The organism is Mesorhizobium sp. A623, from assembly GCF_054489405.1.
Genome location: NZ_JBTMXB010000027.1, coordinates 1 through 13,956 on the forward strand (window position 1 = coordinate 1; position 13,956 = coordinate 13,956).

13 protein-coding genes are annotated in these 13,956 nt (G+C 61.5%); all 13 read right to left on the minus strand.

Annotated elements, in window-relative coordinates; all coding sequences use genetic code 11:
• Nucleotides 1-251: 251 nt before the first annotated feature.
• Complete coding sequence (locus ACX3P1_RS21045; protein WP_459081560.1) at nucleotides 252-725, minus strand: YciE/YciF ferroxidase family protein; 474 nt, start codon at nucleotides 723-725, stop codon at nucleotides 252-254.
• 81 nt (nucleotides 726-806) lie between these two features.
• Nucleotides 807-1,652: an EamA family transporter gene (locus ACX3P1_RS21050; protein WP_459081561.1), complete on the minus strand. Its 846-nt coding sequence runs from the start codon at nucleotides 1,650-1,652 to the stop codon at nucleotides 807-809.
• A gap of 7 nt (nucleotides 1,653-1,659) precedes the next feature.
• The gene (locus ACX3P1_RS21055) at nucleotides 1,660-2,574 is read right to left on the minus strand and encodes an endonuclease/exonuclease/phosphatase family protein (protein WP_459081562.1); all 915 of its coding nucleotides are present in this window, start codon (nucleotides 2,572-2,574) and stop codon (nucleotides 1,660-1,662) included.
• Nucleotides 2,575-2,669: 95 nt separating this feature from the next.
• Nucleotides 2,670-3,734: an ABC transporter ATP-binding protein gene (locus ACX3P1_RS21060; RefSeq protein ID WP_459081563.1), complete on the minus strand. Its 1,065-nt coding sequence runs from the start codon at nucleotides 3,732-3,734 to the stop codon at nucleotides 2,670-2,672.
• Nucleotides 3,735-3,751: 17 nt separating this feature from the next.
• Nucleotides 3,752-4,543 (minus strand): ABC transporter permease, encoded by a 792-nt coding sequence (locus ACX3P1_RS21065; RefSeq protein ID WP_459081564.1) that lies wholly within the window; start codon nucleotides 4,541-4,543, stop codon nucleotides 3,752-3,754.
• Complete coding sequence (locus ACX3P1_RS21070) at nucleotides 4,540-5,355, minus strand: ABC transporter permease (RefSeq protein WP_459081616.1); 816 nt, start codon at nucleotides 5,353-5,355, stop codon at nucleotides 4,540-4,542. Before ACX3P1_RS21070 ends, ACX3P1_RS21065 begins: the two co-directional genes overlap by 4 nt.
• 162 nt (nucleotides 5,356-5,517) lie before the next feature.
• Nucleotides 5,518-6,618 (minus strand): ABC transporter substrate-binding protein, encoded by a 1,101-nt coding sequence (locus ACX3P1_RS21075; protein ID WP_459081565.1) that lies wholly within the window; start codon nucleotides 6,616-6,618, stop codon nucleotides 5,518-5,520.
• 248 nt (nucleotides 6,619-6,866) lie between these two features.
• Complete coding sequence (locus tag ACX3P1_RS21080) at nucleotides 6,867-8,039, minus strand: iron-containing alcohol dehydrogenase (protein WP_459081566.1); 1,173 nt, start codon at nucleotides 8,037-8,039, stop codon at nucleotides 6,867-6,869.
• Nucleotides 8,040-8,056: 17 nt separating this feature from the next.
• The gene (locus ACX3P1_RS21085; protein WP_459081567.1) at nucleotides 8,057-9,442 is read right to left on the minus strand and encodes an aldehyde dehydrogenase family protein; all 1,386 of its coding nucleotides are present in this window, start codon (nucleotides 9,440-9,442) and stop codon (nucleotides 8,057-8,059) included.
• Nucleotides 9,443-9,476: 34 nt separating this feature from the next.
• A complete protein-coding gene (locus tag ACX3P1_RS21090) occupies nucleotides 9,477-10,847 on the minus strand; it encodes a glutamine synthetase family protein (protein WP_459081568.1) in 1,371 nt (456 codons plus the stop codon).
• 91 nt (nucleotides 10,848-10,938) lie between these two features.
• The gene (locus ACX3P1_RS21095; RefSeq protein ID WP_459081569.1) at nucleotides 10,939-12,003 is read right to left on the minus strand and encodes a TRAP transporter substrate-binding protein; all 1,065 of its coding nucleotides are present in this window, start codon (nucleotides 12,001-12,003) and stop codon (nucleotides 10,939-10,941) included.
• Between the two features lie 126 nt (nucleotides 12,004-12,129).
• Nucleotides 12,130-13,455 (minus strand): TRAP transporter large permease, encoded by a 1,326-nt coding sequence (locus ACX3P1_RS21100; RefSeq protein ID WP_459081570.1) that lies wholly within the window; start codon nucleotides 13,453-13,455, stop codon nucleotides 12,130-12,132.
• Nucleotides 13,452-13,955 carry a TRAP transporter small permease subunit gene (locus ACX3P1_RS21105; RefSeq protein WP_459081571.1) on the minus strand — a complete coding sequence of 168 codons (504 nt, stop codon included), beginning with the start codon at nucleotides 13,953-13,955 and terminating at the stop codon, nucleotides 13,452-13,454. Before ACX3P1_RS21105 ends, ACX3P1_RS21100 begins: the two co-directional genes overlap by 4 nt.
• Between the last annotated feature and the right edge of the window lies 1 nt (nucleotide 13,956).

The window sequence follows — 13,956 nt, forward strand, 5'->3', positions numbered from 1 at the left end:
AAAGCAGGCCGCATGACGCCACAAATCAATCTCCGGATTCTCCAATAGGCTGGAGGAAACACGGGTCTCAGGTCATATGCTATGGCGGAAATGACGGAGCAGTTGGCGGTGTAGAACAACCCGATCCAACCTTAGCCAAGCCGCCAAACTGTCTCAGCAGGCGGGTCCACCTCAATCAAACCGAGCCACCTCTGAATAGAATTGCCGGGCCGCTTCACCCTGTCGGCATACGACCCGGCAAATATCTGGCGTCAAGCCTTGTTGATGGCTGTAACCGCGAGATTGGTAAGCTTGTTGTTGGTCGCCTTCTCCTGGTCGAGAATCTCGCTCAGCAGCTTATGCGCCTCGTCGTGGCCCAATTCCTTCGCCCATTCGCGCAACGAGCCGTAGCGGGCGATTTCATAGTGCTCGACAGCCTGGCATGCCGCCAGCAGGCCGGCATCCAGCGCCGTGCCGGTCGCCTCTTCCATCAAGCCGTCCGCTTCCTTGAGCAGCCCCTCTATGGCGTCGCACTTTTCGCTTTCCGGTTTCTTGCCAAGCGAGGCAAACACCTTCTTCAGCGTGGCGATCTGGCCCTTGGTTTCCTCAAGGTGATCTTCGGCTGCCTTTTTCAGCTGTGGATTTTTCGCGGCCTTGGCGACCTTCGGCAGCGCCTTGGTGATCGCGTTCTCGGCGTAATAGATGTCCTGCAGCGTGTGCTCAAAAATATCGGCCAGCGTTTTCATGGGAATTCTCCGTGCCGGAATTGGCAGGGTGGAATGACCAGACAGGCGGAAGGTTCCGGCACGAAACCGTTCGTGATCGATTCAGCCGAGCCGCAGCGCGATCACTCCGGCCAGAATGCTGAGCGCGGCAGCACTTCGCCATGCGGTCATCCGCTCGCCAAGCAGGAATACCGAGATCGCCATGGCGAACAGGATCGACGTTTCGCGCAGCGACGCGACCGAGGCGATCGGCGCCTTGGTCATCGCCCACATGACGATGCCGTAGGCCGCTGCACTCAGGAAGCCGGTCAACGCGCCGATCTTCCATTCCGCGGCCAACGTCGAAAGCATCCGGCGTCCGCGATAGTAGAAGCCGATCGCCATGGCGCAGATGCCGTCGCACACGAACAGCCATGCGGCATAGCTGAGAGCCGTTTCGCCAAGCCTGGCACCAATGCCATCGGTGAGCGTGTAGCCCGAGATGAACAGCGAAGTGACGAGCGCGTAGCCGACCGCCGCTCCGTTCAGGCGGCTAAGCTTGGTGCCACCGCGTAGCGACATCAGGAACGTGCCGGCCGAAAGCAGCGCAATGCCGGCAACGGCAAGCACCCCCGGAAACTCGCCGACGAGCACGACCCCGCCGATGGTGGTGACCAGCGGGGCGGCACCCCGCGCCAGCGGATAGGTCTGGGCGAGATCACCGACGTCATAGGCACGCACCAGAAACAGCCGGTAACCGATATGGATGATGACCGAGGCGATCAGCCACGGCCACATTTCAGCCGATGGAAACGCAACGAAGGGCAACACCGGCAACGCGGTGCAGGTCATGCCGAGCGCGGTCAGCGAGATGGAGGCGAACCGGTCGGTCCGGACCTTGATCAACGCATTCCAGGCCGCATGCATGAGGGCCGCTGCAAGCACCGCGGTAAAAACGAAAAGGGTCATGGGCGGTTCATCGCCCCCCGCTCGGGGAGGCCGTAAACGGCGTCTCAAGGTCGATATCGACGCGTACCGGGAAATGATCCGAAGCCACTTCGCCGATGTCGGCGCTGACCGTGCGGACGCGGTCGGCGAGCATGCCGCCGACGAAGCAGTGGTCCAGCCGGCGCTCGCGCACCACGCCCTCGATCGTCTTGACATGCGTGTGGAAGCTGGCCGGCGTGGCGGCCACCGCCGCCGCATCGACAAACCCGCCGGCATAGGCGGCCCCGCGATGATAAGGCGTATCGCCGACAATGCGCCTGTACTCAGTGCTGCCCGGCTCCGAGTTGAAATCGCCCATCCAGACCGCAGCCATAGGGCTCTCGGGCTCGCGCTCGCCGTTGGACCAGTTGCGGGACGGCTCGTCGTCAACGCCGCTCCACGGCCCGCCATCGGCGCTCGCCCGTCCATGCTCGCCAAGCAGATAATCGATCTGTTCCAGCCGCTCCTCAACCGCGATGTGGGCAAGATGCAGCGAGAAAAAACGGACCGGGCCGGCCGGCGTGCGGATCATGCATTCAAGTGCTGCATTGCGCGTGTTGAGCGGCCGCACCGTGCGTCGCACCGGCAGCGCATGCAGCCTCGACCAGACGATCGGCATTTTCGAAAGCAGCATGGTGCCGAACTGGCGGCGGCGATTGACAAGCCGCCCATCGCGCCTTTCGCTGGCGTCCATGTCGAAGGCGGGGCCATAGACCCAGTAATGATCGTGCAAAAGCCGCGACAGGATTTCCGGTTGATCGTCCTCGTTGCTGCGCAGCCAGTGCCGCTCGACTTCCTGCAACGCGATGATGTCGGCGTCGGCGACGATCTTGGCCACACGCGCTAGGTCGTAGCGGCCGTCAGCGCCGAAACCGTACTGGATATTATAGCTGACAAGCTTCATCGTTACCCGGCTCAGTTCCGGCCATGGCAGTAGCCTGTCATCGAAAGGCTGGCAATGGACGGCGTGCCGGCGGAACTTGGGCCAAGACGTTTAGATCAATGCAGCACCAGCATGTCCTCGGAGGAAAAGCTGATCTCCGCCTTTTCGCCGACAGCCGGCGGCGGTGTCGTCGGGCTATTGAAGGTATCCAGGGAAACCATGCTCCCCCCGACGCCGACACGGACCCGGATGACCGAGCCTAGAAAGTGAACCTCGGCGATCTCGCCGGACAGGGTCGCGTCACGACCCGGCTGGCGACCGAGCGAAATCGCTTCTGGCCGCAAGGCCAGCGCAAGCGTGTCGCCGGCCTTCGATCCGTTCAGCCGGCCCTTGAATGCAAATTCCTCGCCGTTGACGCGCACCTTGCCCGCGGCCGCGTCGGTGACGGTGCCCTCCAGCACATTCAGCGTGCCGACGAAATTGGCGACGAATTTCGTCTCGGGCTTGTTGTAGATCTGGAAAGGCGTGCCGACCTGTTCGGCCTTGCCGCCATACATGACCGCGATGCGGTCCGAGATGGACAGCGCTTCTTCCTGGTCATGCGTGACGAAGATGGTGGTGATCCCGAGCGACTTCTGGATCGAGCGGATTTCCTCGCGCAGCGAGACGCGCACCTTGGCATCGAGCGCCGACAGCGGTTCGTCCAGCAACAGCAGCTTCGGCTTGGGCGCCAGAGCGCGCGCCAGCGCGATACGCTGCTGCTGGCCACCCGAAAGTTGATAAGGGTAACGGTCGGCCATCTGCGGCAGGCTGATCAAGGCCAGCATCTCAGCCACGCGCTTGTCGATCTCCGCCCTAGAGGCACCGGCCACCTTGAGGCCGAAGCCGATGTTCTGCGCGACCGTCAAGTTCGGGAACAGCGCATAGGCCTGAAACACCATGCCGATATTACGCTGGTTCGGCCGCAAATGCGTGATGTCCTTGCCGGCGACGACGATCCCCCCCTGGCTAGGCGCCTCAAAGCCGGCGACCATGCGCAGAACCGTCGTCTTGCCGCAGCCGGATGGCCCGAGGAACGAAACGAACTCGCCACGTTCCACATCGAGATTGAAGTCCTGGACGACTTTGGTGGCGCCGAAGGATTTCTGCACATGCTGGATCGACAGGAAGGGCTCAGCCATAGGATTGGATCTCCGGATCAATGCGGCTGTTCGGGCGATTTGGGCGCAAAGCGCGACACCACCTGGATCAGCGCCATGCAGCCCCAGGTGATGGCAAAAGCGATCACCGCCAGCGCCGCCGGTTCATAGGCACGGTTCGCGCCAAGCAACTGCATATAGGGGCCGAAGGCCGGGCGGCTGAGAAGTGCGGCCATGACAAACTCGCCGATGACGATGGCAAAGGTCAGGAACGCGCCGGACAAAACGGCGACGGCAACGTTGGGCAGGATGACGCGCATGAGGATGGTGATCCAGCCGGCGCCGAGTATCTGGGCCGCTTCCGTCAGCGTCGTCACGTCGATGGCGCGCAAGCCCGTATCGACGGCGCGGTACATGTAAGGCAGCGCCAAAACGACATAGCCGAACATCAAAAGGATGTTGGTACCCATGGCCGATCCGGTCAGCGGCAGCCAGGACGAGGTGTTGTAGAGCCTGATATAACCGAAAACGATGACGATCGGGGGAATAACCAGTGGCAAAAGCGTGATGAATTCCATGAAGGGCCGCCAGCGCGGCAGCTTGAGCCGGACCCAATAGGCAGTCGGCACCACCAGCAGCACGCCGACAACGATGGTGGCCAGTGCCATCAGCACCGAATAGCCGAATGTCTGCTGGAAGCGCGGATCGCCCAGCACCGCCCAATAGGCATCAAGGCTGTAGACGCCGCGCCGCAACTTCAGCGAGAAATCGGCCGTGCCGATCAGCGGCAGGGCGAAATAGACAATGCCGAGGCCGACGAACAGCCACGACCATATCCGGTTGGCTTTCATTTGACCCACCGTTCGCTGCGGGACCGGAGCCAGATATAGATGAAGTTGGCGATCCCGGTGATGACGATCATGCCGAAGGCGAGCGCATAGCCGAGATGCGGATCCTGCAGCACGTCACCGCGTATCTGCGCAAAGAGCAGGATGGGCACGATGGAGAGCGAGCTTCCGGTCAGCGCATAGGCGGTGGCGACGGCGCCGAAGGAATTGGCGAACAACAGCGCGAAGGTGCCGAGCAGGCTGGGCCACAGGATCGGAAAGGCCACCATGCGCCAATACTGGAACCCCGACGCGCCGAGCATCGAGGCAGCTTCGCGCCATTCGCGCCGCATGCCGTCGAGCGCCGGCGTGATGATCAGGATGGTCAGCGGTATCTGGAAAAACAGATAGGTCAGCGTCAGGCCGCCAAAACTCAAGAGGTTGAAGCCAAGCCCATAAAGGTTGATGCCGAACCAGTCGCGCAGGATGAGCGTGACCAGGCCGAGACGGCCGAAGGTCGCGAGGAAGGCGAAGGCCAGCGGAACGCCGGCGAAATTCGAGGCGACGCCCGAAAACGTCAACAGCGGCGAGCGAAGCCATTTGGGCAGGCCGCCAAGCACCATCGCCCAGGCGATCAGGAACCCGAACGAACAGCCAAGCAGCGCCGACGCAAGGCTGATGCGGATGGATATCCAGTAGGCCGCGAGAATCGACGGCTGGAACAGATTGGCGATGTTGGAGAGGGTGAAGCTGCCCTCGTTGGTCTGGAAGCTGCCGACCACGATCTTCATCGTCGGCAGGATCAAGAACAGCAAGGCGAACAACAAGAACGGCATGACGCCGAGCCATGCGAACGAAACCCGCCGCCTGGCGCTTTGCACGGGTGCGACCACGCTTAGGCTTTTTCCTTCGCCTGCCGAAGATGCCATCCGTTACCGTTCACTGAAGGGTCGGGTGCGCCACCTGATCGCGGCGCACCCTGTTGGAAGAATGTCCGCTTACTGGACGTTGGCGCCGACGACGCTGTCCCACCCACCGGTGACGGCGTTCTTGTTGGCGTCCTGCTCTTCAAGCGACGGGAAGATCGCCTGCTTGTAGAGATCGGCCGGCGGCAGCTTGTCGAGAATGTCCTGCGGCACCTTGCCTTCGGAAACGAGCTGGTTGAAGCGGGCCGGGTGGCAATAGCCCTTCAGGAAGCCAAGCTGGCCTTCGTCGGAATAGATATACTCCATCCACAGCTTGGCGGCGTTCGGGTGCGGCGCGTAGGCGCTGATCGCCTGAGCGTAGACGCCGGCAAGCACGCCCGATTTCGGCACGACGACCTCCACCGGCGGATTGCCCTTGAGCGTGTCGCGGTCGGCAAGCGCGTTGTAGTCCCAACGGATGATGATCGGCGTCGTACCCTGCGCGAGCGAAGCGGCCTTGCCGATGACAGGCACGAAATTGCCGGCATCGTTGAGCTTCTTGAAGAAGTCCAGACCGGCCTGCGGAGCCTTGGCGGCGTCGCCGCCAGAAGTGGCGAGACCGGCCGCATAGACGGACAGGATCGCCTGGTTAGCCGCGCGGGGGTCGCCCGCCAGGGCCACCGAATTGGCGTATTCGGGCTTGAGCAGATCGGCCCAGTCCTGCGGCACGTTCTTGACGATGTCGGTGTTCACCTCGAAGGAGAGAACGCCGTAATAGCCGCCATACCAGTGGCCGTCCGGGTCCTTCACGTCGATGCCGTCGAAGGTCTCGACCTTGTAGGGAAGGAACAGGCCTTCCTTGGTTGCCGACGGGCCGAAAGACAGGCCGACATCGACCATGTCGGGCGCTTGCGGGCCCTTGTTGTCCTTGTTGGCCTTGATCGCCTCGATCTCGTCGGCGGAACCGGCGTCGGGGTTGAGTTCGTTGAGGGTAATTTCCGGATATTTGGCCTTGAAGCCAGCCAGGATGCCCGCCCATCCGCACCAGTCATGCGGCAGCGCGATGGGGGAAAACATGCCTTCCGCCTTGGCGGCGGCGATGAGTTCGGCCGAAGGTTCGGCCTGTGTGATGGCAGAGGTCGCCATGAGGGCGACAGCCGAAACGGCAAGTACTTTTCCCGTAAACCTGAACATGTGGTCTCTCCGTTGAACTGACGCCGTGGGGCGCCCCCGATGCGTTATATTCGTTCTGTGACAGTCCGGTGAAACCGGATGCCGTGGATTTCCCAAAGACCTGAAAGTTAACTACTTTTACGAAGCACCCGCAATCGGGGTGCGCCGATCATTTTTCCGGCTAACGACTTTCTTCCACTCCCTCTGCCTATCCGATCGCATCCTTCTGGAAGCGATCGGGGACGGGCTCGCACCCGCCCCCGAATTTCCTAGAGCTTTCCCGTCAAAGCGCTTTCCAGCAGCGACAAGGCATCGTCGCGCGTCAGCTTGATCGGGTTGCCGCCGGCGGTCGGGTCGACGATCGCCATGTCGGCGATCAGGCCCTTGCGGGTGGCATCCATATCCAGGCCCTTGATGAACTCGGGCAGCGTGTGCGGCACGTTGAGCAGCTTGCGCAGGTCGATGATCGCCTTGGCAAAACCGTCGAAGCCGCCATCGATGCCGCAATAGGCGGCGAGACGGACGATACGCTCTTCGATGGCGCTGCGGTTGAAGGCCAGCACATAGGGCATGAACACGGCGTTGGTCATGCCGTGATGCGTGTCATAGAGCGCGCCGATCGGATGTGACAGCGAATGGATCGCGCCGAGCCCTTTCTGGAAAGCGGTGGCGCCCATGGCGGCGGCGCTCATCATGTGGGCGCGCGCAACGAGATCGTTGCCATTGGCGAAGACCTTCGGCAGGTTCTCGAACACCAGCCGCACGCCTTCGACGCCGATGCCGTCTGCCATCGGATGATAGCCGGGCGCGCAATAGGCCTCAAGGCAGTGCGCCAGCGCGTCCATGCCGGTGCCGACGGTGATGAAACCCGGCATGCCGGTGGTCAGTTCCGGATCGGCGATGACGATGGCCGGCAGCATCTTCGGGTGGAAGATGACCTTCTTGGTATGGGTCGCCTCATGCGTGATGACGCCGGCGCGCCCGACTTCCGAGCCGGTGCCGGCCGTCGTCGGCACCGCGATGATCGGCGCGATGGCGTCGGAATCGGCGCGCGTCCACCAGTCGCCGACATCCTCGAAATCCCAGACTGCGCGCGTCTGCCCGGCCTGGAAGGCGATCAGCTTGCCGAGGTCCAGCGCCGAGCCGCCGCCAAAGGCGATGACGCCGTCATGCTTGCCCTGCTTGAACACCGCGATGCCAGCGGTGAGGTTGGATTCCACCGGGTTCGCCTTGACGTCAGAGAAGACGCCATAGGGCACCTTCGCATCGTCGAGGATTTTCAGGGTCGAAGCGACGACCGGCAGCTTGGCCAGCCCCGGATCGGTGACGAACAGCGGATGCTTGATGCCGGTAGCCGCCAGCGCGTCCGGCAGTTCGGAGATACGCCCGGCGCCGAAGCGGACGGTGGTGGGGAAATTCCATTTGGAAACGAGGTTGGTCATTTTTTGCTTTCGAGGATTCAGATGGATTCGCGCAGGTGGAACGACTTCGGCCGCGTCAGATTATCGTAGCCGATGGCCGAAAGGGCAGCCCCCTTGCCGGTGTCCTTGACGCCCGTCCACACCAACGCCGGATCGACATAGTCGCAGCGGTTCATGAATACGGTGCCGGTCTGGACCTGGTCGCCGATGGCGGCGGCATGGTCGGTGTCGGTGGTCCAGATCGAGGCGGTCAGGCCGTAGGGGCTGTCGTTCATCAGCGCGATGGCTTCCTCGTCGTTGCGCACCTTCATGATGCCGACGATGGGACCAAAGCTTTCCTCGCGCATGACGCTCATCTGATGATCGACATTGGTCAGCACTTCCGGCGCCAGATAGGGCGAACCGGGGCTGTCATTCGCGACCTTCATGTCGATATGCGATCTGGCACCCTTGCGCAGCGCTTCCGCCTTCTGCTCGCGGATCAGGTCGGCAAAGCGCGCCTGCGCCATCGGCCCCATGGTGGTCGCCTGCTCCAGCGGATTGCCGACGACATAGTTCTTGGTCTCGGCAATAAAACCCTCGACGAACTGGTCGTAGACCTTCTCATGCACATAGACGCGCTCGATGCCGCAGCAGCACTGGCCGGAATTGAAGAACGCGCCGTCGACCAGATTGGCAATGGCGTGGTCCAGCTTGACGTCCGGCAGAACATAGGCCGGGTCCTTGCCGCCAAGCTCGAGGCCAAGCGTCATGAACGTACCCGCCGCCGCCCTTTCGATGGCGCGGCCGCCACCGACAGAACCGGTGAAATTGACATGGTCGATCTTGCCCGAGCCGAGCAGCTTTTCGGTCTGGGAATGATTGAGAACGACGTTCTGGAACACACCTTTCGGCAGGCCGGCCTTGTCGAACGCCTGTGCGAAACGTTCGCCGACCAGCAGCGTCTGTGCCGCGTGCTTCAGGATGACCGTCGAGCCCGACATCAGCGCCGGCACGATGGTGTTGACGGCCGTCAGATACGGATAGTTCCATGGCGCGATGACCATGACCACGCCGAGCGGCTCCTTCTTCACATAACGGCGGAAGCCATCCTTGGGGTTCGACGCCAACACCGGCTTCAGCGCCTGCTCGGCGATCTCGACCATATACTGGGTGCGTTCCTTGACGCCGCCGAACTCGCCGCCATAGCGCACCGGACGGCCCATCTGCCAGGCGATCTCCGGCACGATCTCGTCGGTCATGGCGACCAGCGCCTCCAGCATGGCCAGCACATATTTGCCGCGCTCGGCAATCGAGGTCTGCGCCCAACCGATTTGCGCGGCGCGTGCGCGCTCGACCGCGGCATTGACCGCCTGATCCGTAGCAATGGGCCGCTCCACATAGATCGAGCCGTCGATGGGAGATTTGAGTTTTACGGTTTCCAATTTTTTCTCCGAATTTCTATAGCCGCCACATTCATCAGTACCGCTCAAACCCCCGGTGCAATTCCCAGTCGGTGATGCGGCGGTCGTATTCAAGCTGTTCCCAGCGTGCGGTATGGACATAGTGCTCGACGACGTCCTCACCCAGCGCTTCCTTCAGCATTTTCGATTTGGCCATGGCTGTGGTGGCGTCGCGCAGCGTCTTCGGAATTTCCGGCAGACGCGCCGCCTGGTAGGCATCGCCGACGAAGGGTTTTTGCAATTCCAGCTTCTCGTCGATGCCGGCAAGACCAGCTGCGATCAGCCCCGCGAAGGCGAGATACGGATTGAGGTCGGCGCCGCCGATACGGCATTCCATGCGGATGCCCTTGGTGCCCTCGCCGCACAGCCGGAAGCCGGCGGTGCGGTTGTCCTCGCTCCACATGATCTTGGTGGGCGCGAAGGTGCCTGACTGGAAGCGCTTGTAGGAGTTGATGTAGGGGGCCAGCAGCAGCGTGTATTCAGCGGCATATTTGAGCTGGCCCGCCGACCATTGCCGGCCAAGTTCGGACAGCGTCCACGGCGCGTCCTTGTCGAAGAACAGCGGCGTCTTGCCATCGGCGCTCCACAGCGAATTATGGACGTGGCTGGAGTTACCGGCCAGGCCGTAATTGTACTTGGCCATGAAGGACACGGCCTTGCCTTCGATATCGGCAATTTCCTTGGCACCGTTCTTCAGGAAGACGTGGCGGTCCGCCATCTCGAGCGCCTCGGCATAGCGCACATTGATCTCTTCCTGGCCCGGTCCCCACTCGCCCTTGGAATTCTCGATAGGAATGCCCGCTGCGTACATGTCGTTGCGCAGGCGGCGCATATAGCCTTCTTCCTTGGTGGTGATGCCGATCAGATAGTCGCCGATATGCGGCGAGGCCGTCTCCAGGCCCTGCCAATGCTTGGCGCGGGCCGAATTATAGGTTTCGGAGAACAGGTAGAACTCCAGCTCCGACGCGAAATAGCCCATATAGCCGCGCTCGGTCAGGCGCTTGATCTGCTTCTTCAGGATACCGCGCGGCGAATGCGCAAGATCGTCATGGGTGCGATGATCGAGAAGGTCGCAAAGCACCAGCGCCGTCTTTTCCAGCCACGGAACGAGACGGATGGTGGCGAGGTCGGGCTTCATGACGAAGTCGCCATAGCCCTTGGACCAGCTTGCCGCCTTGTAGCCGGGCACCGGCTCCATATCGATGTCGTCGGCCAGCAAATAGTTGCAGCCATGCGTCTCGTCATGCGCGGACTCGACGAAGAACTGCGCCAGGAAGCGCTTGCCGATGAGGCGGCCCTGCATGTCCACGGCAGCCGTCAGCACCGTGTCGATCTCGCCTGACGACACCGCCTTCTTCAACTGATCGAACGAAAGATTTCCGGCCATTCTTCTCTCCGCCGCCTACACGGCCACTTCCAGGTTTCACGGGAGAGCCCGGCCGCCGAAGCGGCCGGGCTGTTTTCAACTTCAGAACCGATCAGCTGTAGCGATAGGGCGCGCCGGCCTTGACCATCGATTCGTTGTATTTCTTGATGATCTCGACGACCCTTGCGGCACGCGGGCTCTCGCCGGCGACCTCGTCCCAGAACTTGGACGCTTCGGTCTCGACCTGCTTCCACTCGGTTTCCGGAATCGTCGTAAGTTCCAGCTTGCCTTCGTTGCGGTATCTGGCCTCGCCTGCCCAGTACCAATGCTGGCGATAATAGTGCGAGGTATCGATGGACATCATGTAAAGCTGCTTGAGGTGATCCGGCAGAGCATTCCACTTGTCGGTATTGACGAAGTAGGAACCGGCCCAGGCGCCCGACAGCGGGTTGGTCAGATAATACTTCAGAACATCCGCCCAGCCGACGGTGTGCATTTCGGTGATGCCGCACCAGCACACGCCGTCCAGTTCGCCGGTCTGGATCGCAGGCGCCACGTCCTCATAGGGCAAGGACACGGGCACGACGCCAAATTTCGACAGGAACTGACCGCCGGTTGGGAACGTATAGACGCGCAGCCCTTTCAGGTCCTCCAGAGACTTGATCGGCTTGGTGGTGCCAAAGTTGCACGGATCCCACGCGCCGGTGCTGAGCCAGGTGACGCCGGGGATTTCGGCATAGGCTTCTTCCCAGATTTCCTTCAGCCCATGCCAGTGCCACAGCGCCGGCACGTCCAGCGAATAACGCGAGGCGAGCGGGAAATAGGCGCCGAACACCTTCACATCCACCGGAGCCGCCGCCGAATCGTCGTCACTCTGCGCCGCGTCGATGGTACCGGACTGGACTGCGCGAAACAGCTCGCCCTGCGGCACCAGCTGGTCGGCCGTGTACATCTCGATTTCCATCTCGCCATGCGCGGCTTTGTTGAAGGCGTCGACGCCCGTCTTGCACACATGTTCAGCCAGCGCCGGGCCGGCGTAGGTCTGGAGACGCCACTTGATCGGCGCCTGCGCCTTCACATAGGGCGTGGCGAGCGCGGTGGCGCCTACGGCACCGGCGCCGGTCAGGATGGATTTGCGCAGGAAGTCGCGTTTGTTCAGCGTGGTTTTATCGGTCATCTAACAAGTCTCCCATCATCGATAGATATTTGAATTTCGAACGGTGGCGGCACACCCGCTCCCCGGCACTTCTGTCTGTTATCCATTTCTCCCCTTTCTCCTTGGTCCATTCATACTCCTCCACCTCTACCTGCCTGTAATGACGTGCGGCAACCACAGCGCGATCTGCGGAAAGATCATGATGATGATCAGTGACAGTATCATCAGGAAGAAAAACGGCACGATCGACCGATAGATGTCCATCAGCGAAATTTCAGGCGGGGCCATCGCCCGCATGAGGAATAGATTGTACCCGAATGGCGGCGTTATATACGCGATCTGGCAGGTGATCGTGTAGAGGATGCCGAACCAGATCGGATTGAAGCCGAGGCTGACGACCAGCGGAATATAGAGCGGCGCTACGATGACCAGCATCGCCGTATCGTCCAGGAACATGCCCATGACGATGAACGAGACCAGCATCAGGATGAGGATCGTCCAGGGCTGGAAATCCCAGGTATCGATCATCAGCGTCTTGACCGCCTTGACCGCGCCGAGACCGTCATAGACCGCGCTGAAACACAGCGCGCCGAGAATGATCCACATGAACATGCAACTGATGGCCAGCGTGTTGCGCGTCGAATCCTCGAAGACCTTGCGGTTGAGATTACCGCCCCACCACGCGGCCAGCGTTGCAAGTCCCGCTCCCACGGCGGAACTTTCAACGAGGCTCGTCGTGCCCGTCATGAACAGGCCCATCATGACGAAGAAGATGGCAAGCGGCAGCAGCCCCTGCCTCAACAACCTATACTTTTCAGAGCGCGTGATCTGGGCACGCTCTTCCGCCGGCAGCGCCGGCCCGATATCTGGCTGTAACAGGCACCGGATATAGACGTAGCCCGCAAAGACAAAAGCCATCAGGAGACCGGGACCGACGCCAGCCAGCCACAAATCGAGCACCGGCTGGCGCGCGATCATGGCATAGAGCACCAGCACCACGCTGGGCGGGATCAGGATGCCGAGCGACGACCCGGCCTGGATGACGCCCGTCACCATGACCTTGTCGTAGCCGTGGCGCAAAAGCTGCGGCAGCGCGATCGTCGCTCCGATCGCCATGCCGGCGACCGACAGGCCGTTGAGCGCTGCAATCAGAACCATCAACCCGATGGTACCCAGCGCCAGACCGCCTCGCACCGGGCCGAACCACACATGGAACATGCGGTAAAGGCCCGACGCGATACCCGATTCCGACAGCATGTAGCCCATGAAGACGAAGAACGGCACGGTGATCAGCGGATACCAGTTCAGCACCTGGAACGAGGCGTTGAACGGCATTTCGAACGAGCCCTGCCCCCACAGCCACAGCGCCGCGGCGGAGCCGACAAAACCGATGACACCGAAGACGCGCTGGCCGGTGAAGAGCAGCACCATCATGGTGCCGAACATAAAAAGGGTAATGAGTTCCGAGCTCATACAATCGGCTTTCCGCGTGCGATGGCGACATCTTTGATGAATGTCGAGATGAGCTGCAAAAGCATCAGGAAGACGCCCGTCGTCATCACGACCTTGATCGGCCACAGTGGCGGACCCCAGGCCGAATAATTCTTTTGACCGTAGACGATTGCGTAGTTCGTACTCGACAGGGCTCCGCTGAGCAGCACCACCAGATAGAAAATCACGAACAGGATGGTGAAGGCGTCGGTGAAAGCGCGCCGTCGCGCCGACAGCCGGCCATAGAACAGGTCCATGCGCACATGCTGGTCGAGCTGGAGGGTGTAGGCCCCGCCGAGAAGATAGTAGGCCGAGAGCAGGAACTGCGACATTTCCAGCGCCCAGTTGATGGGAATGCCGAGAACGAGACGTGAAGCCGTGGAGGCCAGCAGGATCGCGCCCATGACGAAGAACAGGTACATGGCGACCCGGCCAACTCGATAGTTGAGAGCGTCGACATATCTGACAAAAAGCCGGGCCATC

What these genes read in the sequence shown, in the direction of transcription:
- ACX3P1_RS21075 (WP_459081565.1), bottom strand. Translation starts at nt 6,618, where the DNA reads ATGTTCAGGTTTACGGGAAAAGTACTTGCCGTTTCGGCTGTCGCCCTC.
- ACX3P1_RS21090 (WP_459081568.1), bottom strand. Translation starts at nt 10,847, where the DNA reads ATGGCCGGAAATCTTTCGTTCGATCAGTTGAAGAAGGCGGTGTCGTCA.
- ACX3P1_RS21100 (WP_459081570.1), bottom strand. Translation starts at nt 13,455, where the DNA reads ATGAGCTCGGAACTCATTACCCTTTTTATGTTCGGCACCATGATGGTG.
- ACX3P1_RS21045 (WP_459081560.1), bottom strand. Translation starts at nt 725, where the DNA reads ATGAAAACGCTGGCCGATATTTTTGAGCACACGCTGCAGGACATCTAT.
- ACX3P1_RS21050 (WP_459081561.1), bottom strand. Translation starts at nt 1,652, where the DNA reads ATGACCCTTTTCGTTTTTACCGCGGTGCTTGCAGCGGCCCTCATGCAT.
- ACX3P1_RS21060 (WP_459081563.1), bottom strand. Translation starts at nt 3,734, where the DNA reads ATGGCTGAGCCCTTCCTGTCGATCCAGCATGTGCAGAAATCCTTCGGC.
- ACX3P1_RS21070 (WP_459081616.1), bottom strand. Translation starts at nt 5,355, where the DNA reads ATGCCGTTCTTGTTGTTCGCCTTGCTGTTCTTGATCCTGCCGACGATG.
- ACX3P1_RS21065 (WP_459081564.1), bottom strand. Translation starts at nt 4,543, where the DNA reads ATGAAAGCCAACCGGATATGGTCGTGGCTGTTCGTCGGCCTCGGCATT.
- ACX3P1_RS21105 (WP_459081571.1), bottom strand. Translation starts at nt 13,955, where the DNA reads ATGGCCCGGCTTTTTGTCAGATATGTCGACGCTCTCAACTATCGAGTT.
- ACX3P1_RS21080 (WP_459081566.1), bottom strand. Translation starts at nt 8,039, where the DNA reads ATGACCAACCTCGTTTCCAAATGGAATTTCCCCACCACCGTCCGCTTC.
- ACX3P1_RS21095 (WP_459081569.1), bottom strand. Translation starts at nt 12,003, where the DNA reads ATGACCGATAAAACCACGCTGAACAAACGCGACTTCCTGCGCAAATCC.
- ACX3P1_RS21055 (WP_459081562.1), bottom strand. Translation starts at nt 2,574, where the DNA reads ATGAAGCTTGTCAGCTATAATATCCAGTACGGTTTCGGCGCTGACGGC.